The 20972-nt window shown below is 43.6% G+C and carries 20 protein-coding genes and 1 rRNA gene; 8 read left to right on the top strand and 13 right to left on the bottom strand.

Annotated elements, in window-relative coordinates:
• Positions 1-16: 16 nt before the first annotated feature.
• The 4 genes from AAFP14_RS24955 to AAFP14_RS24940 form a co-directional block, all read right to left on the bottom strand.
• The gene (locus AAFP14_RS24955) at positions 17-313 is read right to left on the bottom strand and encodes an isochorismate lyase (RefSeq protein WP_341734877.1); all 297 of its coding nucleotides are present in this window, start codon (positions 311-313) and stop codon (positions 17-19) included.
• Between the two features lie 70 nt (positions 314-383).
• Positions 384-1133: an NUDIX hydrolase gene (locus tag AAFP14_RS24950; protein WP_341734876.1), complete on the bottom strand. Its 750-nt coding sequence runs from the start codon at positions 1131-1133 to the stop codon at positions 384-386.
• Positions 1094-1693 carry a nicotinate-nucleotide adenylyltransferase gene (locus AAFP14_RS24945; protein ID WP_341734875.1) on the bottom strand — a complete coding sequence of 200 codons (600 nt, stop codon included), beginning with the start codon at positions 1691-1693 and terminating at the stop codon, positions 1094-1096. Before AAFP14_RS24945 ends, AAFP14_RS24950 begins: the two co-directional genes overlap by 40 nt.
• A 101-nt stretch (positions 1694-1794) precedes the next feature.
• Complete coding sequence (locus tag AAFP14_RS24940; RefSeq protein WP_341734874.1) at positions 1795-3207, bottom strand: nicotinate phosphoribosyltransferase; 1413 nt, start codon at positions 3205-3207, stop codon at positions 1795-1797.
• A 455-nt stretch (positions 3208-3662) separates the two neighbouring features.
• On the opposite strand from AAFP14_RS24940, the gene AAFP14_RS24935 reads away from it, so the two are divergent.
• On the top strand, positions 3663-3809 hold the full coding sequence (locus AAFP14_RS24935) for an isochorismate synthase (RefSeq protein ID WP_340522099.1): 147 nt from the start codon (positions 3663-3665) through the stop codon (positions 3807-3809).
• Between the two features lie 162 nt (positions 3810-3971).
• Here AAFP14_RS24935 and AAFP14_RS24930 read toward each other — a convergent pair whose 3' ends face one another.
• Positions 3972-4673 (bottom strand): diacylglycerol/polyprenol kinase family protein, encoded by a 702-nt coding sequence (locus AAFP14_RS24930; RefSeq protein WP_472851089.1) that lies wholly within the window; start codon positions 4671-4673, stop codon positions 3972-3974.
• 140 nt (positions 4674-4813) lie between these two features.
• On the opposite strand from AAFP14_RS24930, the gene AAFP14_RS24925 reads away from it, so the two are divergent.
• Positions 4814-5095 (top strand): putative quinol monooxygenase, encoded by a 282-nt coding sequence (locus tag AAFP14_RS24925; RefSeq protein WP_341734873.1) that lies wholly within the window; start codon positions 4814-4816, stop codon positions 5093-5095.
• 51 nt (positions 5096-5146) lie between these two features.
• Here AAFP14_RS24925 and AAFP14_RS24920 read toward each other — a convergent pair whose 3' ends face one another.
• The 3 genes from AAFP14_RS24920 to AAFP14_RS24910 all read right to left on the bottom strand — a co-directional run bounded on the left by AAFP14_RS24920 (position 5147) and on the right by AAFP14_RS24910 (position 7058).
• Positions 5147-5413 (bottom strand): ssr2422 family thylakoid membrane protein, encoded by a 267-nt coding sequence (locus tag AAFP14_RS24920; protein WP_341734872.1) that lies wholly within the window; start codon positions 5411-5413, stop codon positions 5147-5149.
• A gap of 77 nt (positions 5414-5490) precedes the next feature.
• Complete coding sequence (locus AAFP14_RS24915; protein ID WP_341734871.1) at positions 5491-6450, bottom strand: glycosyltransferase family 2 protein; 960 nt, start codon at positions 6448-6450, stop codon at positions 5491-5493.
• Positions 6451-6587: 137 nt separating this feature from the next.
• Positions 6588-7058 carry a tetratricopeptide repeat protein gene (locus AAFP14_RS24910; RefSeq protein WP_341734870.1) on the bottom strand — a complete coding sequence of 157 codons (471 nt, stop codon included), beginning with the start codon at positions 7056-7058 and terminating at the stop codon, positions 6588-6590.
• A 184-nt stretch (positions 7059-7242) separates the two neighbouring features.
• Here AAFP14_RS24910 and AAFP14_RS24905 point away from each other — a divergent pair, with 184 nt between their 5' ends.
• Together AAFP14_RS24905 and AAFP14_RS24900 are read left to right on the top strand one after the other, a co-directional pair.
• Positions 7243-8574, top strand: a complete 1332-nt coding sequence (locus tag AAFP14_RS24905; RefSeq protein ID WP_341734869.1) for a glycosyltransferase family 4 protein — start codon at positions 7243-7245, stop codon at positions 8572-8574.
• A gap of 91 nt (positions 8575-8665) precedes the next feature.
• Positions 8666-10594, top strand: coding sequence for a hypothetical protein (locus tag AAFP14_RS24900; RefSeq protein ID WP_341734868.1), 1929 nt, complete (start codon positions 8666-8668; stop codon positions 10592-10594).
• Between the two features lie 229 nt (positions 10595-10823).
• Here the strand turns inward: AAFP14_RS24900 and AAFP14_RS24895 are convergent, their stop codons facing one another.
• The gene (locus AAFP14_RS24895) at positions 10824-10970 is read right to left on the bottom strand and encodes a hypothetical protein (RefSeq protein ID WP_341734867.1); all 147 of its coding nucleotides are present in this window, start codon (positions 10968-10970) and stop codon (positions 10824-10826) included.
• A gap of 931 nt (positions 10971-11901) precedes the next feature.
• Between AAFP14_RS24895 and AAFP14_RS24890 the strand changes: the two genes are divergently transcribed.
• From AAFP14_RS24890 to AAFP14_RS24880, 3 genes are all read left to right on the top strand, one after another.
• Entirely contained in the window at positions 11902-12474 is a 573-nt protein-coding gene (locus AAFP14_RS24890; protein WP_341734866.1) for a DUF4360 domain-containing protein, read from the top strand.
• 137 nt (positions 12475-12611) lie between these two features.
• Complete coding sequence (locus tag AAFP14_RS24885) at positions 12612-13289, top strand: actin-binding WH2 domain-containing protein (protein WP_341734865.1); 678 nt, start codon at positions 12612-12614, stop codon at positions 13287-13289.
• A gap of 29 nt (positions 13290-13318) precedes the next feature.
• Positions 13319-14029: a hypothetical protein gene (locus tag AAFP14_RS24880; protein WP_341734864.1), complete on the top strand. Its 711-nt coding sequence runs from the start codon at positions 13319-13321 to the stop codon at positions 14027-14029.
• Between the two features lie 26 nt (positions 14030-14055).
• On the opposite strand, the gene AAFP14_RS24875 is transcribed toward AAFP14_RS24880, so the two are convergent.
• From AAFP14_RS24875 to mutS, 3 genes are all read right to left on the bottom strand, one after another.
• Positions 14056-14775 (bottom strand): DUF4276 family protein, encoded by a 720-nt coding sequence (locus AAFP14_RS24875; RefSeq protein ID WP_341734863.1) that lies wholly within the window; start codon positions 14773-14775, stop codon positions 14056-14058.
• On the bottom strand, positions 14769-15998 hold the full coding sequence (locus AAFP14_RS24870) for an AAA family ATPase (RefSeq protein WP_341734862.1): 1230 nt from the start codon (positions 15996-15998) through the stop codon (positions 14769-14771). The genes AAFP14_RS24875 and AAFP14_RS24870 overlap by 7 nt, the downstream gene beginning before the upstream one ends.
• Before the next feature lie 141 nt (positions 15999-16139).
• Positions 16140-18767: a DNA mismatch repair protein MutS gene (gene mutS, locus AAFP14_RS24865; RefSeq protein ID WP_341734861.1), complete on the bottom strand. Its 2628-nt coding sequence runs from the start codon at positions 18765-18767 to the stop codon at positions 16140-16142.
• Between the two features lie 716 nt (positions 18768-19483).
• Here mutS and AAFP14_RS24860 point away from each other — a divergent pair.
• Positions 19484-20650 (top strand): zinc-dependent alcohol dehydrogenase, encoded by a 1167-nt coding sequence (locus AAFP14_RS24860; RefSeq protein WP_341734860.1) that lies wholly within the window; start codon positions 19484-19486, stop codon positions 20648-20650.
• A gap of 220 nt (positions 20651-20870) precedes the next feature.
• Here AAFP14_RS24860 and rrf read toward each other — a convergent pair.
• Positions 20871-20972, bottom strand: a 5S ribosomal RNA gene (rrf, locus tag AAFP14_RS24855); the annotation flags it as partial.

The following is a 20972-nucleotide window of genomic DNA, read 5'->3' as shown; positions in this document are numbered from 1 at the left end:
AAGGAAGAGGGATTACTCACGAATCAGACTTGTAATGCTTCATCTCTTCTTCAATGAAATGATTGACCAAATCCCGATAGAGCTTTTCCACTACATCAGCATTCAAACCCGCTTCCTGGGCCCATTCACGCCGCTGTTGTAACATAGCAGAAAAGCGATCGGGCGCTTTCACACTAGCTTCACTGGTTTTGAACCTAGCCGCCGCAATGACATATTGAAATCTCTTACTCAAAGCATCGATGACTTCCCGATCGATTAGATCGATTTCTTCGCGAACTTCCAGAATATTCGCGCACTCATCTGGGGCTTTCATCGCCTGTACTCCTGAATTTTTTCTACTGTCATCTTACTAAATTTATCATCTAATGTCATCCTCTAAACAATTAAATAAACACCAGAGGTTTATCCTTTAAAGGGGCAAAAGCTGCCGGATCGAAGCGATACAAACTCGCAGGACGACCGGCACCCCGCGAAACTTTTACACCGGTATCGCAGAGAAAACCCAGTTTCAATAATCGGGCCCGAAAATTAGAATAATCTGAAAAACTGTCCCCCAAAATAGTAGTGTAAAGTTGATACAAATCGCTTAAAGTGAAAAGTTCGGGCAAGACTTCAAAAGCCACGGGACTATATTCCAGTTTATTCCGCAAGCGCCGATATCCGTATTCCAGAATTTGATTGTGATCGAAGGCCAACTTAGGAACTTGTTCCACAGGATACCAAGCAATGCCACTGACACGGTGGCCGGCACCAGCAACCACACTCCCAGCAATTAATTCAGCTTCTTCCAAGCGAACTAAAGCAAAGTAACTGACAGAAAGATAACGATCGCCTCTGGTAAACTCCCTGGGATCGCGCCCCGGTTGTCCAAAAGTATACAATTGCTCCAAATACAAGTTTTTCACCCGAATTTTTTCCGACAAAATCCGATAAGCTGCATTCTCCAGAGATTCCCCGTGGCGCACCAAAGTACCCGGAAGACTCCAAAAGTCGATAAACGGTTCGTCATGGCGCATTACTAACAGGACTAATAAACGATTCTGCACAGTATCGACGGAGAAAATCACATTATCTACTCCGACTTTAAAGTCAGCTAACGAGCAACGTTCGCTCTTTTTTGTGCCTCGTGCCATGCGTATAAATTCTCCCTATTAATGTAATCTTCGATGGTCGGAGTCAGGGCTTCGGTGTCTCCTGTTTCCCGATAGGATGTTGAAGAAACATCGGGAGCATTCAAAGAGGCGATCGCCACATCCGCACCCCTTCGTCTCAACTGCCACAAATCTAACTCTTGTGGTGGATAATTAGGTCGTGGGACTACTAGCAATTGCACTTGTTTTAACAAATCTTCAACTTGATACCAGCGAGGCAATTGTTCCACTAAATCTGAACCTATTACTAGGGTAAACTCGGCATTTGCCCACATTGATTTTGCCCGTGCTACAGTTTCTAGCGTCCTCGGACTGCTGAGTTCTGGATATAAACAAAGATTTTGCTGTGGCGAATTAATTTCTTGGATCATTAACAGCAGCATTGCCGATCGATGTTCCAGAGAAGTTTGGTGAGATTTAAAAGGATTGTCCGAAGCCCAAACTGCTACCCAGTCAAAATGCTGAGCCAGCCAATTCAGGATAGTTTTGTGTCCGGCAGTAGGCGGATCGGCGCTGGTTCCAAACAAGGCAATTCTTTTCATGGGGAATTGGGAATTGGGAATTGGGAATTGGGAATTGGGAATTGGGGATTGGGAATTGGGGATTGGGAATTGGGGATTGGGAATTGGGAATTTGTTATTGGTTATTTGTTATTTGTTATTTGTCGTGTTTGATTGGTGAGATTTTGCAAATCTGTAGAAATTTCTACAGGTGGCGAAATCGGGTTATTTAGTTGGCGACTTGCAGCGGGCAGACTGGCGACAGAAGCGGCTGTGCGTTTCGCGATCGCCTCTAAACTATCTTGACCATACAATCGTTTTCCTTCCTTGACAACCAACTTCATTAATGTTATGGAAGTATCATAATTCTGAGGTTTTTCCTCAGACAATCCCAAACAATCTCCGAGAATTTGCCCATCTTTAATCTCTCTAAAAATTTGCTTTCGTCCCGGATATGTCACTTTGCCACTTGCCTCCTTCATCACTGGAATTCCGTCAATTTCCACCAATTTATAAACACCATTGACAGGGGAACCGCTGACCAACTTCGTTCCCAAACCGTACCCGTCAATGCAAGCGCCGGCATTTTTTAATTTACCAATTTCCACCTCGTCCAAATCGCCGCTGGCAATAATCGGAACTCCCGGCAGGAGCGATCGCACTTCCTGCGACAATTTCACCAAATCCCCAGAATCCAGCCGCACCCCTTCCAACACCATTTCACCGCTGTTGACGCGATCGGCCAACAGGCGCGCCGCCGCCACAGTATCATAGGTATCGATTAACAACGGCGCACCAGGAAAATAGCGGTGAAACGCCGTAAACGCCTGCTCTTCACTACCTTCGAGAGCACTGACAGCCATCACCAAAGCATGAGCCATTGTACCGACTGGTTTGCGGCCCAACCTCAAAGCAGCCAAAACATTAGAAGTCCCATCAATCCCCGCAGCCAGAGCCGCCCTAGCCGCCCACACAGCAGCTTGAGGGCCAAAAGCCCTGCGCGTCCCAAATTCCAGCAACTTAGCATCAGGGCCAGCCACATCGCGCAATCTGGCCGATCGCGTCGCAATCAAAGTTTGATAATTTATGACATTGAGCAAATAAGTTTCCACCAACTGAGCCTGCCACAGAGGAGCCTCGATGCGTAGCAGTGGCTCATTGGCAAATACCGCCGTCCCCTCCGGCACCGCCCAGACATCGCCAGTAAAGCGGGCTGTCGCGAGTAGAGTCCAGAATCGATCGGGCGCATCAGCAAAAATCCCAGTAGACTGCAAACCCGCTATTTGCGAGGCTGAAAACTGAAATTTCTCCAGATAATCGAGAACTTGAGCCAAGCCCATGGCGATCGCATAGCCAAAACCTTCTGGTAAGCGCCGCGCGAATAATTCAAAACTCGCGACTCGCCCGTCGATCCCTTCCCCGACGTAACAAGCCGTCATCGTTAGCTGGTAGAGGTCGGTCAATAAGCTGTAATCTTCTGAGGAAAGACACAGCTCTTGGTCTTCTTGGATTTGGCCAAAACTTTGATGGTGCAAGCTTTCTGTGGCAGTTTTCATGGTAGAACCCCGGCAAACTCCTTTTGTTAATTATAGTGACTCACACCATATTTTATATAAATTTTTGATTAATATTTTAAATTTATGTCTGAAAATTTCCTTTTTATAACTCTGTGATGCCTAATTGCCTGTGGATTGACCGATGAGTGTTATGGTAAGATTAATAAAAATTATCCACCAGTTTGTCAATGAGAACCCAGCAACCGGGTTTTTGACGAAAAAACTGGGATGGCGACTTCTTCCTTCCCCCCTGGAGGCGACTTCTTCCTTCCCCCCTTGGGGGGGGCTGGGGGGGGTTATTCTTCTTCCCCCCCTTGAGGGTTCTTCTTCCTTCGGCTTGCTGCAATCGTTGCGGACTAATAAGTAATTCAAATAAATATTGCTAAAGCGATCCCCAGGCAAAAAATCAGAGTAATGTATAAAGTATCAGAACCCAGACGAGAGAGGCGAATTTTATGAATCTTTCTAAGTCTTTGACCAACGCAATGCGTTACGTTTCAGAAGCAGCTTTGCGACTTTTTAGCCCCAGCGATGACAACTATCCCAATAGTGGCGTTCAACCTTTTGAGGGTAAGTCTTCCAAAAGCTCTAAGCGGGAATAATCAACCGTCATTTAGGCAGTTTCCTTCGCGATCGACAAAAACCCTCTGTGTAAGGGCAGATAGGCGATCGCCTCAAACAACTCCAACAACAACGGTAATTTTTAATCAATACATCCAGAACCCCGAATTATGTAAAAATTCGGGGTTCTAAGTAATGATTAATTACAAATTACCAATTACCCAAAACTGATTTAGAAAAAAGGCGATCGCCGCACTCCCTAGTGGCACTGTCAAATTGTCCACTCCCCACTTAGAAACCGACTCCAAGCTAGCAGCAACTACAGCCACAACCGCAGATACGGCCCAAGTTTGCCAAACATTACCTTGCACCGCCAGCAAAATTAAACTACTGACAGCAAAACTCACCACATACATAGTTGCAGAACCTTCCCAACTTTTCTTCATTCCCCAAACTCGATAAATATGCCGGCCGTATTTCTGCCCGATGACAGCCGCCAATCCGTCCCCCCAAGTCATCACCAAAATGCCCAAAGCAGCATATTCCTGATGTTGCAGTGGCCAAAACCAAGCCACCAGAATGCTGATAGTAACAGCATAAAAAAAAGTACCCCAACTTTGCCGATTTATGCTGTTGAGACTAGGTAAAATCGGCACTTGGTAGGAAATTAGGGCGATCGCTGCGGCTAAAATTCCCGCCGTTATTCCCACCCAACCAGGTATTTCCAGCCACCAAGCCAACAAAATCACATTCCCCGTACCGATGTGCACCACCTTCCGGGAAACTTCTGGATCGACGGAAGTAAAGCGATTTAACCCTTCAGCCACCAGTAAAATCAAGCCCAACCAAATCCCTACGAGGGAAATTTGCAGCCACACAGTCGGTATTTCAGCAACTATAGACACGATAATATTACGATAAATTTAGATAAAGCACTGTTTACTACTTTAAACGTAAAACGCGGTATTAGATTCCCGACTTCTTTAAGTGCTTAAGTAGTCCCCCTCGTGGTAAAGTCTAGCTAGTCGATCGGGATGTGATTGCTATGCAGTATGTATTAATTATTCATGAAGTAGAAAATTATGCAGCTTGGAAATCCGTATTCGATCGTGCTGCAAGCATCCGAAAAGAAGCTGGAGAGCGATCGTATCAAGTCTTGAAGTATGACAATGAACCCAACAAAATTGTTCATTTCTCTGCGTGGACATCAATCGCAGATGCTAAGGCTTTTTTTGAGTCGCCTAAACTGGTAAAAATTAGAGAGGAAGCGGGAGTTAAAGCTCCTGAATTTATATATCTAGACCAATTAGAGTCAGGAGTATTGTGAAAGAGTTTGCGATCGCCTTTGTAGAATGTCAAGCGATTTGATGTCTAATTATTACTGTCCGTTTCCCGCTGACAATGCTGTCACTATGGCTGCGACTGCGGGACTAAGGCTAGACAAAACAACGACGGAAGCAGTAGCAATAATAATAGTCGTAGCCATCCTCACCATACCATCAGTTCCTTTCTGATATGCGTCAAACTTGTATTCCAGGCGATCGACCTTCTGACCTAATTCTTCCCTGACCTTGCCTAATTCTTCCCTGAGCTGAATTAATGATTCTCTGATGTCATCATTGCTGGGATTTTCTGGTATCTGCATGGCGATTTCTCCTATTCAAACTACAGACCTTAGCTTTAGTCTATCAATATCATAACATAATTTCTTAATCTTAAAATTCAGAATTCAGCACTATTCACCAAATCTCGCACAGCAGCAAAAGCCCTTCCCCGCAACTTCATAGGCAACAAAGACAGCGCCAAACCAGCCCACATTTTCGCCACAGAAACCGACTTCCCCGATCGCACCATCCCCCGCCCTTTCTCAGTTTCACCCACCTCAATCAGTCGCAAACCCAGCGCTAATTGAGTTTCTGCAATCCTTCTGAGCCTGACCGTTTCCAACTTGTCCTCATCAAACTCGTAACTGGTCAAATAGCGCAATTTATCAGTCAAATAGGGAATAGCCCGATCGCTCCCTTGCTGTTCGGCATGAAATCGATATTCCATCAAAAGTTCCGGCAAATAATAGCATTTTTTCCCAGCGATAGCAAGTCTGACAAACAAATCGTTATCTTCACAATTTTGCCAATTTGGCCGTAGAAATCCTACCTCTTCCAAAGCAGTCCGGCGAAACAAAGTTGCCCCTATTTGCAAACTTTGTTTCACAAAAACCGTGGTCAACAAATCTTCAATAATTCCCGCCGCCAACGAACTGCGACCCCATCTTTGCGAATTCAGTTTAGTCTGGATTTCATCAATCTGATTATTAATGTCAATCACCCAGTGATCCGTACTGACAAAATCAATGCTGGGGTCTTTATCTAAAATAGCAGATGTCCGTTCCAAAAATTGTGGACTCAGGCGATCGTCATCGTCAAATTTAATAAAATATTCACCCCGACAGGCCGCCAAGCCCGATCGCATATTATTGCTTTTACCGATATGATGCGGGTGACGAATGTAGCTAATCCCTTCATCTACAAATTCCGACATTAACAGCGCTGTGCTGTCAGTAGAACCGTCATCGCAGACAATTAATTCAAAATCTGTATAAGTTTGAGCTAGCACGCTGGCGATCGCACCAGCCAGCAAATGCACTCGATTGTAAGTAGGAATACAAACGCTAATTTTGGGCACAAACTTATATAGCAGAAGGTCGATTTGAAGAAGGCAAAAACAAGCAAGAAGGAAAATCCAGCCACTGTCATAGTTTCAGTGATTCAGAATATCCTAACTGCCGAGAAGGTTGCTATACCATTTGAGGTCAATGTATTTTAACTCAAACGAGCCGTACATTCCAAAATTAACTTTTGATTGACCAACGCAAAAGGTTGAATTTCTAAAGCGCAACGAAAAGCTTGAATTGCATTTATGTATTCTCCCAAAGCAGCGTAGCACAAACCCCGCCCGTGCAAAGCTCCAAAATGAATTGGGTTGAGTTTGAGGACCATGGAGCAGTCCTGGAGCGACTTTTTATAATTTCCTTGGGTATAGTGAAGTACGGCGCGCCGATTCCAAGCTTCCGCAAAATCAGGTTCTTGAGAAATCAGTTTGGTTAACAAATCTAAAGCGTGGCGAACATCACCTGCATCCAGGGAAACTTGCGATCGCCTGAGAATTTGCATCCCATACTCTCCCTTCTGGTGAAACCAACAGCGCCAGAGTTCTGTAGTCGCGCGATCGCGTACCCTTTCGTCGGAGTTTTTCAAATCTTCCAGCAGCGCCTTAACAGATAATTCGTCCATAGGTGCGAAAATTGTTAAACAGGTTTTATTAATCAATCTTATCGCTTGGCGGTAACTTTATTTATGAGTAGTGGATGCACTATCAACCTAAATAGCTGGTTCCTAGCCATCGTTATCCACCTAAAATGACATAGTTAGGCTCAGAAAACGGATTTTTGCCTAAGTCCTGTTTGTACAACATTCCATGCAGATTTTAATGCTTTCCTCCACTTTTCCCTATCCCCCAAGCCGCGGAGGAACTCAGGTAAGGACATTTCATTTATTAAAATATTTGAGCCGGCGGCATCATGTAATTCTCGGAACACTGCGATCGCCCGATGTCACCGATGCACAAATTCACCAATTGCGCCAGCAAGTTGCAGAATTAGCCGTTTTTCCTAACCCCCAAATACCCCCCCAACCCCCCCTTACCAAGGGGGGGCTAAGACTACCCCCCCGAAGCTGGGGGGGGACTGAGGGGGGATTCTATGGAATAGTGGGAAAACTAGGCAGATTTGCTGGATTTTTGCAATCCGGGACACCTCCCAATGTACTCTCAAGCTACTCGCCAGCCATGCAGAATTGGGTAGATGAGTTAGTCACAGCAGGGAAGTGCGATGCTATTACTTGCGAACACAGCGTTAACGAGATTTATGTCCGTCCACAGTGGCGACAAAAACTCCTGACAGTCGTCAATATTCACAGTTCAGTTTGGGGAACTTGTAAGCAAATTTTAGAAACAGGCACATCAGAAAACCCCCTGCGCGATCGACTTATTTTACCCCTCCTAGCCCGCTATGAAAAACGCTACTGTGCCAAATTCTCTCGCATAGTGGCGACCACATCCACAGACAAGCAACTACTTCTCCAATTGTTGTCCCCTAGAAACATGGAAAAAAGAATAGACTATTTCTCAATGCCAACCATTGAGGTAATTCCCAACGGAGTTGATTTAGTCGAATTTCCCCATCGGGCGATCGATCCGGGAGGACACACCTTAATCTTTGCAGGGGCGATGAACAATTTGCCCAACATAGACGCAGCCAGATTCTTGGCCTTGGAGATCTTGCCAATCCTACAGCAGCGTTATCCCGATACTACCCTCACCTTAGTCGGAACTTCCCCAGTACCTTCCGTCTTGGCTTTGGGGAAACAACCAGGAATTCAAGTTCTAGGCAGAGTCCAAAAGGTGGCAGAATATTTGCATCAGGCTACTGTTTGTGTAGTCCCGATGCGAATTGGTTTGGGGATAAAAAATAAAACTTTGGAGGCCATGGCTGCGGGAACACCCGTTGTTGCAAGCGATCGAGGTTTGGAAGGTTTAGCCATCGGCGGTGAGTCACAACCGATCTTGGCCTTGCGCGCCAATGGAGTTCAGGAGTATGTTGAAGCGATTAGCACTTTGTTTGAAAATCCACACCTAAGACACGAATTGTCTCGAAATGCCCGATCGCACATCGCAACCCAATACACCTGGGATACCATAGGTCGGCAATACGATCGACTATTAGACATCTGGCCAAAAGCCTGTTCTTAAAAGACTGTAAGACCTGTTCCACAATAATTATGGGCCATGTCTATGGCAATTTTAAACATAAATTCTAAAATCTAAATCCTAAAATTTGACGATGGAACACAAAATTAACCCCTCCAAAAATCGAGCCAAACCCCCAGAAAATGCCAAAGTTCCCCCCACCAGACGCCGCCGCCAAGCCCGACGCACCCAAAATTCTCCAGAATCTCCATCTAAAACCCCCAAATCAAAAACTCCTACCCCAACCTCCGTCGCCAGATATCCCTGGAAAAGACTGATCGCTAATTTCACAGCCCTCAGCGTGTTGTGTGGCTTCGCCGCTTTGATGGGCGGCGGCGCATGGCTGAGTTATCAACTGATTGTCGATCCCAACGGTAACAAGTTGATCGCTAAATTTGTGCCGGAATGGTCCCGGCTTCCCCTCGCCACCAGAGATTCTATTCAAACTCTCGATCAAATTCAAGCTAGCATCCGTAAATTGGGATTTGTTACCGGAGAACCTCTGCCACTTCCTATCGATAACTCCACCGATTCTTCGATTTCTGATTTACTCTTACCTGTGATGGTGGAAAGGACTGTTAACGCGACAACATCCTGCAAAAATCCTTGTCGTCAAATTGTCGAACTTCGCGTATACAAGCGCGTGCAACTTCCCGATCGAGATTCAGATAAAGTCGAGTATTTTCAACTAACCAGTTCCGTGAATGTAGAAGGTCCAGCAGAATCTTTTGTACTCGCTTCTTTAGCTGACTCCAAGTCAGATACTCTTGGCTCGAATCAGTCTCTACCTTTAACCGAACTGCGCCGATTTAATGGCAAAGCACCGACTTCGGGAATTTGGTTTAATGTCAGCGGTCAATTAGTACGGGGCGATAAAAAACTTCCCTACGGACAGGTGGTTCGCTACAACCCCAGCCAAAATCATTTAATCTCGCTCTTGGAATGGGTGAGTGCCGCCGGACAACCGCCCAATTGGCAGCAAATTGTTAAGGGTTCGTCTCCACAATTGGCGATCGATCAAACAGTTGGTTTGGAACCCCAATTTACTCTTTATCAAATTGGCCCGCGCAAATTTGTCCCGAATCCTGTTCAGTTAAACCCAATTTCTTTGGAAGAATTTGCATTAAATGACGAAACCTACAAAAATGGTTTGCGACTTGCCAAAAGTGGCCTGTGGTCTCCAGCTTTAAATGTGATGCGTATTGCTAAGGGAAAAGCCGGTCCTAATTGGCCGACTCTGGCCCAAGCTCAGCTAGATACCATCGAATTTCATGCTAAAATTACTAAGGCTCAGGCGATCGCCTCTTGGGCCAGTCCCGGTCAACAAGTTCTCGCAGAGTTGATAGACGGTCGCTGGAGAGAGGCTTTGCAGGTATTTGAAGCCGATCCTAGCAACAGTCACGAAATTGCCAAAACCCTCAAAAATGACAATGACAAACTCTTGAATCGTGTAGACGCAGCTTTGAGAGTGAATTCTAGTGATGGCGATGTCAAAGCTTGGGGCGCACTCATTATCGCCTCTCAAGATGGGACTCGCGAGGCCATGAATTGGCTGGATCAACAATCAGATACCGACAGCGAAACTAGGAACCGTATTCGGAATTTAGTCAATAAACTTGACGAATCGGTTTCCCTAGCTGAAAGTTTAGAACAGCACAAAAGCCAAATTATGGGTTCGGCTACTTTACTTAGCACTATTAATCCCAATGAATGGATGGAACCAGAACCTAAAAATCAGTTAAAATTGACAGAAAAACAAGTTTGGTATCAGGTGCAGGTCGCCAGTTTCTACGACGGGAACCGCTGGGTTAGTTCGCCCTTTTTAGATATGGAACTGAAATCTTTTCCTGCTACTCAAGTCAAGTGGTTGTGGGGTAGGCTCGGCTTACTCGCAGATCCGAAAATTAAAATTGAGGTGGCGATGAATAACGGTGTACAAAGAGTCGCTTTGGGAACAGTGAAAGCTGTGCAGCTTCAAGACGGAAATCTACGGTTGCTTGCCGCAGTTGAGAAGGGTTCTTAACCAATGAAAAATCGCAGACAGAAGCTAGAAGGTAGAAGGTAGAAGGTAGAAGGCAGAACCCAGAAGCCACAAGCCAGAAGTCAGAAGCATCAATTCTCCCCCCTCTCCCACTCTCCTCCTCTGGCGCTCTCCCACTCTCCCACTCTCCCCTTCCCTTCTGGGACAACAACACAAACAACTATTTTCTTAACTCAATTTACAAAACTGGCAGACAAAAACCCCTAAACTCTTAACTTTCGCTCTTTTTAGAGAGTGCTGCAATCATCTGGCGTTTGACGGCTTTAGCCCAAAGCTCAAACTCTAAACTGTTCGTGGTTTTAATTTTAACTTGCTCAACAGGCTGAGGTGGGGCTTTTTTTTCTACGGTAGTATCCATGATTTTTTTCCTTCTCCAAAAAATGTTAGTAGTCGATCGTCAACGGTCACTAGCATACATCTATTCTATTAACTAATTGCAAGAATTACTTCTATTAAATACATATAATTTTCTCGATAAATGCAGTAAATACATCTAGAGAATGCAATTTACGAATCTAATTTTAAAACTTCCTGCAATCAGTGCGTGCCCTAGGTTTTAGCTGATGTTTGATTGTGAAAATTTAGGTTCTCAAATATTATCAAACTAAGACTTATGTTAATCTACTGATAGTTAAATGAATGTATTTGTGTATACAGCAGATAATCATTTTTTGACCCCTCATAAAATATGCAGTAGCCCAAAAAACAAGCTCGTCAATTAATGGGGCTGGCCTTAAAACTAAAAAATTTTAGATTATTAATATTTAGCAACATTTTTTATTTATATTACCGTTGATTTTAATTTTACCAAAAATATTACCGTCAACCCCAGACTCCACAACAAGAGAATTCCGTGCTTCCAAGGCGATCGCCTACATCTCCCATTCCCAGTAGAATCCAGCCCTAATTCCTCTCAAAAATTGTCAGAAATTTTCCTCCGCCCAAAGATAGACTAAACACTCAGCAATTTGTCTGCTTTCTAGGTTCTTATTTTCCAGGAAAAGCAAACCTTTTGTCGGGAATCTTCCGGAACTTTATTTAGAAGAAATGAATCTTAGAAAGTATCAGCAAAGAATAAATATTTATTGAGTGAGCCGACTCATCCAAAAACCACTGAGCAAGGTAATATTATATAGCTCAGTAGATAGTAGTTCTGAGCTTTTGAGCTAACAAGAAAAAACTTGTAATCTCCTCATGAGACAGGGTTTGCTTAAATTTTGATTCATCAATCAAACGGAGTGTTTTTTACACCCAAATTAATAGATCAAAATTGATCTAGGAGAAATTCCATGAAATTTTTAAAACTCTTACTGGCCACCACATTAATGTCTGCTTCCATTAGCTCCGCCTTGGCCCAGCAAAAAGTGGAAATCTTAGGTGCAAGCTATGGTGGTAGTGGTTGTCCCGACAGATCCGCCAGTGTCAGCGTCAGCCCCGATGGTCAAGAACTAACCATTCTATTTGATAAGTTTGTAGCCCAGGGAAATATCTCCGCAGAAAAACGCAAAAGCTGTAACCTCAGCATTCCCATCAAAGTACCGCAAGGTTTCCAAATTTCTCTCTACGATGCTGATTATCGTGGTTACATCGCACCAAAAACCAGCGCCAATTTAAGAGCAGAATACTTTTTTGCAGGCAGTCGAGGTCCAATTTTTTCCCGGAATTTTAACGGGGAAACGAACTATAACGTTCGAGATAGCTTAGCAACTGTAGCAGATGTTTGGTCTCGTTGTGGTGACAGCATCAACATGAGAGTCAATGCTGCGATGACTGCCAGTGGTGCTGGTACGGCCACCGTTGACTCCTTCGATCTGGCTCACCGTGGTTTGGTTTATCACATCAAATATCGCACCTGTCGCTAGATATTTCCAGAGGGGGAGAATTTTAGCTCTCCCTTCACCCTTCTCCCTTGACCGAGATAAATCTGACAAGCTCTTGCACATCTAAATCAACTTGAGTTATAACCGATTCGGAGTAGCATCAGTCAACAGGAGAACCCGTGAAATATTTTTCAGTAGTAATGTATTTGCTGCGGGAACGGCAACAGTTTCTCGAAGAAATCCGCGAAGGTGTCAAGCTCAAATCTAAAATTTTCGGGCTGTTGATTTCTAGTACAGTATTTTTTTCGATTTATGGAGCAATTTTAGGTGCATCTAGTACATGGATGCAATGTCTAGTGTCAGCAATTAAGCTACCAGCACTTTACTTGCTGACGCTGATTATTTGTTTTCCTACACTCTACTTTTTCAATGTCATGTTTGGTTCAAAACGAAGTTTTGAACAGTATTTGGCATTGTTAATGACAGCAATGGCAATGATTAGCATCTTGATGTTTGGATTTGCACCTGTAAGTCTATTTTTTTTACTGAGTAGTAACAATTACAATTTTTTCCTGTTGTTGAATGTTGCCATTATGGCAATTACAGGATTTTTAGGAATTAGTTTTTTTTATCAAGGAATGCACTTCCTTTCCGAACAAGATGCTGAAGGCAAGGATATCCGCCTAAATATTTTGCGCTTCTGGTTGGGACTTTATGCCTTTGTTGGGAGTCAGTTGGGATGGACTCTCAGACCTTTTTTTGGGTCGCCTGGAATGGCATTTCAACTATTCCGAAGCCGAGAAAGCAATTTTTATATGAGTCTCTGGGATTCAATTAGGTCTATAGGAGGGTTTTAATTAATGCTAAATTAAGGAGATTTGAAATAGTGATACAATCGGACTTAGATGAATTACTAATTCCTGAAACGGAGTTAGAGGAATTGAGTGGCATAGCTTTGGGTGACGGTTTTGCCGGTAATTTTTACAGACATGGCGCTTTCCGAGACAGCAGAAAGCTATTTTCTATGCTGTTAAATGAGTTGCTAATATTTTGCGTAACCTTAGTGGTTTCCCTCCCTGTGGCTTTATTGGCTACTCAGCATAAAGTTGGTTCCTTTAGCGATTCTCAGATATTTGTTTGGGTTTTACAACTAACTTTGGGCTTATCCATAGCCATTGCTGTAGCTTGGAATTTGTATAGATGGCTCAAGGCAAGGCCTCTAGCAACCTTGGCTGGTTTGCTAGATGAAGTTGACAAGTATCATGAGGTGATTAAGGCTCTTGATATTATCGATCGCTTAATAGCCGTTGGCAATCTCCAAGCCAATTTGATAAATCGAGAGGATGCCATTGAAGCATTAAACGTTACTAGGGAAAGTTTAGTTTGTGCTTTAAAAACCGAAAGAATTCTCCGCGAAAATCAAGAGTTTATTGGTCGTCGTTACGAATTATTTGCTAATATTGAAAATAATTTGGCTGCTTTGATGGCGATGGATGTGAGCGATCGGGCAACTGAATACGGGAGATTGTTGAATGAGGCTTTGGAGATAGGCATGAGCGTACACAAAGAGGTAAAAAAGTTACAAAATGGCAAGTAAATAGGGCTTATATACACGCAATGTATTTATGTCATTTCTATGATTTTGGTAAGGGTTATAAAAAGGCGATCGCAACTAGGAGAAGCCCTGCGTACTTTGTCAATATCTAAAAGTGCTAATAGTTTTGGAGCGTGTCGTGTTTTGTGATATTTACCTTTAGAGGTTTTATTAGTGGCTGATTTCAGCCACTGACTCAGGTTGTATTTGGAAACTTTCTCCACACTTTGATTTCCCAGCCTTTGGTGAAGATAATCTTCTTTAAATCCGCCATTATAAAACTTGCTTAAAGCATCAATATCAGCAATAAACCAAGCCTCCATAGTTTGTACCATTAAGTGGCAACAGGCATCATCAAGCCCTTGGGTCGCCAAAATCCAAGGTTGGTCATCTTTTCGGCTCCTTAAATGCTCCCAAGGTGTGTGAGTTTCAGAAACAGGAGATTCAGAATCAACAAGCAAAACATTAAAAGCCTCTGGATAAGATTCCACACTCATTAGGAAATCGTCGCAAGCATCGCGGCGAGATCCAGACATGATTGACAGGATTTTTATGCCTTTGCTCTCTGCGAAATCGTAGAGTTCTTTGAAGAGATGAACAAAACCCGCTCGCAGCCCCGCTGTGGTCTCTTTTCCTGCCGGAATTCTACTCCTAAATCCCGGACGTGTTGGAGGTATATTTTCTGTTGTACTTTCATCTTCACTTTCATCTCCACTGCCTTCAATATAAATACGAATCTCTCTTACCATCGGTTTCCTCCGATGTGTCCCATCCGCCACAAATCTCCTAGAGTGTACTTTTTCAGCCACTGTTTAAGTTGCTCAGGCTCTAGACGGCGCAAGTGAGTACCTGTGTTATTCTGTTCGCAAACTAAGACTGATTCTGGAACTTCACTCAAACCAGAAACTAAAGCATCAGAATGAGTAGTAACAATTATTTGAGTTCTTTTAGATGCCGCAATTAGCAATTCAGCAACAGTAGATAAGATATCTGGATGCAACCCTAATTCTGGTTCTTCAATACAAATCAGGGGCGGTGGACTTGGGTGGCACAGCAAAGTCAGCAAGCACAAATAACGAAGCGTACCATCTGATAAACGGGTAGCAGGAATTGGTCTATTGAATCTTTTATCCCTGATAAATGTTTGTATTGTACCGCCATCAATTCTAGTTCTGATGTCACCTACTGCCTCGGAAAACTTTTGCAACTGCTCGATCAGCAAAGGTGTAATACCTTGGTAGTCTAAATCGTTCAAAACATGAGCAAGGTTAGTTGCATCTTCTTCAAGAAAGTCATTTGGTAAATCAGATGGTTGGGGCTTTCTTGGTTGCGTGTACCAGCCTAAGTTCCATTCCCGATAAATACGGATCTTGGAAAACTGATTGTTTAAGTAGGCTAATTCAGGGTAAAAATATTTGTCTTGTTTTTGGGACAAAACTGATTGAGAAAAATTTATCTCGTCACGGCTAAGATGGCGTTTTCCGCTATTAGTGTCTTTACTTGTTCCCTCTTCTGAGACCTTTCTAGTATTTAAGACTGGATTGCCATTTCGATAGCGGTAGAAAAAATATACATCTTTATAACTTGGGGCAAATTTTTCTTCCTTTTCTACAGCTTCATCTACAATTTCTAGTTTTTGACCTACCATCGTGAAAGAGATTTTATAGAGCAGAGGGGTAGTTTCTTCAGGATAATCTACGATTGCCTCGATTGTAGCTGTTGGAATATTGTTGGAATTTTTTTCATCACCTTTCCAAAGCCACTCGCCAATACCGCCTCCTTGCCGAAAGGGAGTATTTATATCATTGGGTGTTGACTGTAAAATTCCCACGGCATCGATCAAGTTGGACTTGCCAGATGCGTTGGGGCCAATTAACACATTCAGAGGTTGAAGTTCTATTTCCTCTCCTTCACTTCCGTAGGATAGAAAGTTTTTTAAGCGAAGAGTTCGGATAAATCTTTTGCCTTGCATCTCATCCTCCTATTTAAAGCTTTTGATATCTTCAAGAATAGTATCACAGTTTCGTCATTTTTAGGTCAGTAATGCCCAGATTACTGACCTGAAAATAGAATTGATAGCTAAGTCCTGGATTCGGCTCGCAATTTAATCATTTCAATCCTCAAAAATATCCAACTGTTCGCCTTCCGACTCTTGTTTCCCCTCTTTCTTCACACCCTTCCGTAGTCCGATCGCAATTTTACTATGTTTCTCAATCTGCTTCATCACCTGTCTTGCTCTCTCAATTACCGAGGTGGGTAAACCAGCTAATCTCCCCGCTTCAATCCCATAAGACTTATCAGCACCTCCAGGCTGAACTTGGTGCAAAAATACTATTTGATCGGGCAATTCCTTGACCGTAACTTGGTAATTTGCTACATTATTTAAAATAGAAGCCAACTCATTCAACTCATGATAATGAGTAGCAAAAATTGTCCGCGCCCGAATCTCATTCGCCAAGTATTCTGCCACAGACCAAGCAATCGAAAGTCCGTCAAAAGTGGCTGTTCCCCTGCCAATTTCATCTAACAACACCAAGGATTTTGGTGTTGCGTGGTTGAGAATATTTGCCGTTTCATTCATTTCTACCATAAACGTAGACTGACCTGTTGCCAAATCATCCACCGCGCCAACGCGGGTAAAAATACGATCGCAAATTCCCAAAGTAGCACCCTTCGCCGGCACAAAACTTCCCATCTGCGCCATCAACTGAATCAAACCCACCTGTCGCAAATAACAACTTTTGCCACTAGCATTCGGTCCAGTTAAAATAATTAAATCTGGTCGATTTAGCGATGCTTCCCGACCCAAAAAAGCCGAATTAGGTACAAAAAAGCCCGGAGGTAAAGACTTTTCGACCACCGGATGACAACCGTCAATAATTTTAATTTCCCGACTTTCAACCATCGTTGGGCGACAGTAATTCTGATAAACAGCTACTTCTGCCAAACCGCACAAAACGTCGATGGCGGCCACAGCACGGGAAACATTCCGAATAATTTCGGCGTGTTCTCCTACCTCGGCGCGTACTTGAGCAAAAATATCATATTCTAGTTGATTTAAATCTTCGCGCGCTGTCAGAATTCGTACTTCTCTCTGTTTTAATTCTTCTGTGCTGTAGCGTTCTTCATTAGTGAGAGTTTGCTTGCGCGTGTAGTCATTTGGTACTTGGTCTACTTTCGATTTTGTAATGCTGATATAATACCCGAAAGCTTTATTGTAACCTACTTTTAAGTTAGAAATTCCGGTGCGTTTTCTTTCATTTGCCTCTAAATGAGCAATCCACTCCTGATCGGCTGATGCTGTTTGTCGCATTTCATCTAGTAGGGCATTAATTCCCGAACGAATCAACCCTCCTTCTTTTAAATGAATCGGCGGTTCGTCAACTAAATGAGCGTGTATTTTAGTTGCTAATTCTTCTAAAATTGGCGGTACATTTTGGAGTGATTTCAGATAGGGCGATCGACCTTGGGCTGCAATCGCAGCTAACTCCGGCAGTTTTCTCAAAGAATCAGCTAAAGCGACTAAATCTCGCGGGCTAGCTGTTCCAGAACCAGCGCGACCAGTCAGTCTTTCTATGTCATAAATTTGGCGTAATAACTGCTGCAAATCTTGGCGCAGGTAGTTATCTTCTACTAATTCTTGAATCGTGTCATGTCGCGCGCAAATTCCTTTAATATTCAGTAAAGGTTGCAGCACCCACCGCCGCAAAGCCCGACCTCCCATTGCAGTGCTAGTTTTGTCTATCGCCCACAGTAAAGAACCATGAAAAACCCCATCTCTCACAGTTTGAGTAATTTCGAGATTGCGACGGGTTTGATAGTCTAGTGTGAGAAAATCTGTGATGGTATAAGTGTGTAATACTTGCAAAGGAACTGCATTTCCTTTTTGAGTTTCTTCGAGATATTGCAGCAAACCCCCGGCAGCGCGTACTGCTAAGGCAAGCTGTCCACACCCCATACCTTCGAGCGATCGCACTTTGAACTTTTGCAGGATTCTCTGTTTTGCCTCTCCCAAAGTAAAGGGAATTTGCGATCGCAGAGAATAGCAAAATGAACTCGGTAAACACTCTGGCAAATGATCGGATTTTTCTCCTGGTCTCAACATAGTCACTAAATCGGGAGCATTCGTTGGTACTAGCACCTCCGACGGTTGCAAACGCAACAATTCTAGATTTAATTGTTCTAAACTGTCTGCTTGTGTAGTGACAAATTCTCCGGTAGAAATATCTGTATAAGACAATCCCCAATGGGTTCCAGCTATAACGATTGCTGCTAAAAAGTTATTTTGTTTGGGTTTAAGCATTCCGTCATCAGTCAAAGTTCCGGGAGTTAGAATTCTGGTAATTTCGCGCTTGACTTGACGGCCTTCTCTAGCTGCGATCGCTGCATCTTCTACTTGGTCACAAACTACTACAGCATAGCCTTTTTCTACTAACATTGATGTGTAGCGATCGAGTGCATGGTGTGGCACTCCTGTCATCGGCACTCGTCCAATTTCCTTGCCGCTTTCTTTGCTAGTACAAACCAGCTCTAATTCCCGCGAAATCGTCACTGCATCTTGGAAAAAGCACTCAAAGAAATCTCCGACTCGAAATAATAAAAGTGCGTGGGGATATTGTTCTTTGACTTCCACATACCGCTGCATCATCGGTGTCAGCTTATTAAACTCTAGTAAGCGGTAGTCGGCATTACGAATATTTGCTTGATTGGGGTCTGTTGGGGTAGATGCAGTGTAAGGCATAAAAGGCGATCGATAAACTTTAATCTTTCACAACTTTAGCGCAAGCTCGGCATTTAAGCAGCACTTGTGCTCCAAAACCCCCCGCCTCGAATCTAGATAGACCAGCCCGGACTTGAGAAGTTTGAGGCTGCAACTTACTCAGTATCACTTAATGAGCTGGTCTGTAGTCGTAAGATAGGGTACACATCCCACCTTACTACTATAGATAAGCTGAGGTATATGTAGATTTTATACTCAAGTTTAATCAAATTCTTGTGGCGGCATAACTCGTACCCATTTTGACCTACTCGTGGGCGAAGCCAGCACGAAGTGTTTATTTACTTCCTGGATGGTTCGAGATTTGAGGTTGAACGGCGCAAATATAATTTAGAGAGGAGGATTTTTACTGTAAATTTTAAATTTTTGTATAGCATAATTCCTGACTCTTAAAAAAAGTAATTGCTAAGACTATCAAAGCTCGGTATCCACTGAATGAAGCATTTCTGGTAATACTTTAAACTAATTAACCGATATTTTATTAGCTTGATTTTTTACTAATTTTAGTCTTGATAACAGCCAAAAGATATATTTTTAAATCATACCTTGGATAGAGATAAGTAAAATTTTATACATTTAAGATTGAAAAAATCAATGCCCTAATTTAGATGTTGAGCTAATCGAAAATTTCAAATTGAACACCAAAAAATGTTCGTAGCTAACTAGAGGAGAAGCAAAAAATGAAAGCAGTTTGTTGGCACGGAGCAAATGACGTGCGAGTTGATAATGTACCTGACCCAACAATTATTAATCCGCGAGATGCTATCTTCAAAATCACATCTACAGCAATTTGTGGTTCAGATTTGCACCTCTATAATGGCTACATCCCAACCATGCAATCCGGTGACATCCTGGGTCACGAATTCATGGGGGAAGTTGTTGAAGTTGGTAGTGAAGTTAAGAATCTTAAAAAGGGCGATCGCGCAGTTATTCCTTTTACCATTTCTTGCGGCAGTTGCTTCTTTTGTAACCGGGATTTATGGTCGCTGTGCGATAACTCTAACCCCAATGCTGGATTGGCTGAAAAAATCTACGGTCATTCGCCCGCAGGATTGTTTGGCTACTCGCACTTAACGGGCGGCTATGCAGGAGGTCAAGCAGAATATGTTCGCGTTCCCTTTGCAGATGTTGGTCCTTTGAAAATTCCCGACGGACTATCTGACGAACAAGTATTGTTTCTCACTGATATTTTCCCTACCGGTTACATGGCAGCAGAAAACTGCAACATTCAACCGGGGGATACGGTAGCTGTTTGGGGCTGCGGGCCGGTGGGACAATTTGCAATCAGAAGTGCGTTTATGCTTGGTGCCGATAGAGTAATTGCGATCGACCGCTTCCCGGAACGCTTGCAGATGGCTGCTGCGGCCAAAGCCGAAATCATCAACTACGAAGAAATTGACGCGGGGGAAGCCGTCACCGAAATGACTGGGGGGCGCGGGCCTGATGCCTGCATCGACGCTGTGGGGATGGAAGCCCACGGCACGGGTCTGGACGCTTTTTATGACAAAGCAAAGCAAGCTGTGCGCTTGGAGAGCGATCGACCTACCGCATTGCGACAACTGATCCTGGCTTGTCGTAAAGGCGGCACCGTCTCGATTCCCGGCGTTTACGGCGGCTTCGTAGATAAAGTTCCATTAGGTGCAGCTTTCAACAAAGGTTTGACCATGAAAATGGGACAGACCCACGTTCAACGCTATTTGCGGCCTTTGCTAGATCGCATTCAAAAAGGGGAAATTGATCCCAGCTTTGTAATTACCCACCGCATGAACTTGTCAGAAGCACCGCAAGCTTACGAGACTTTCAAGAACAAAAAAGACAACTGCATTAAGGTCGTACTTAAACCTTAACTCGCATTCGAGCAACTAGCACCAAATATGGCGATCGAGGTCGCGATCGACGCAGATTTGGTATAAAATCATCAAACTCAACTAGACCTCTCCCCTAATGTCTGTGGAACAGGCATCGTGCCTGTTCTTAACTGTCTTTTTAGGAAGAGTAAAAAAGGGATAAAAACAACAAAACCCCTTTCTAGAAAAGAGAAAGAGGGATTATGTGTTGTAAAAGAATCCCAGGCATCGAGCTATTTTCTCAGGCAGTGACCCGCCAAATATCTTCGCCACCGCAGCGTTTAACAACCGAGTTCGGGATGGAATCGGAGTGGTGCCACTG

Source organism: Microcoleus sp. EPA2 (assembly GCA_020882975.1).
Classification (GTDB): Bacteria; Cyanobacteriota; Cyanobacteriia; order Cyanobacteriales; family Microcoleaceae; genus Microcoleus.
Note: the sequence above shows the minus strand (reverse complement) of the source record. Positions and strands in the feature narration are given on the sequence as shown.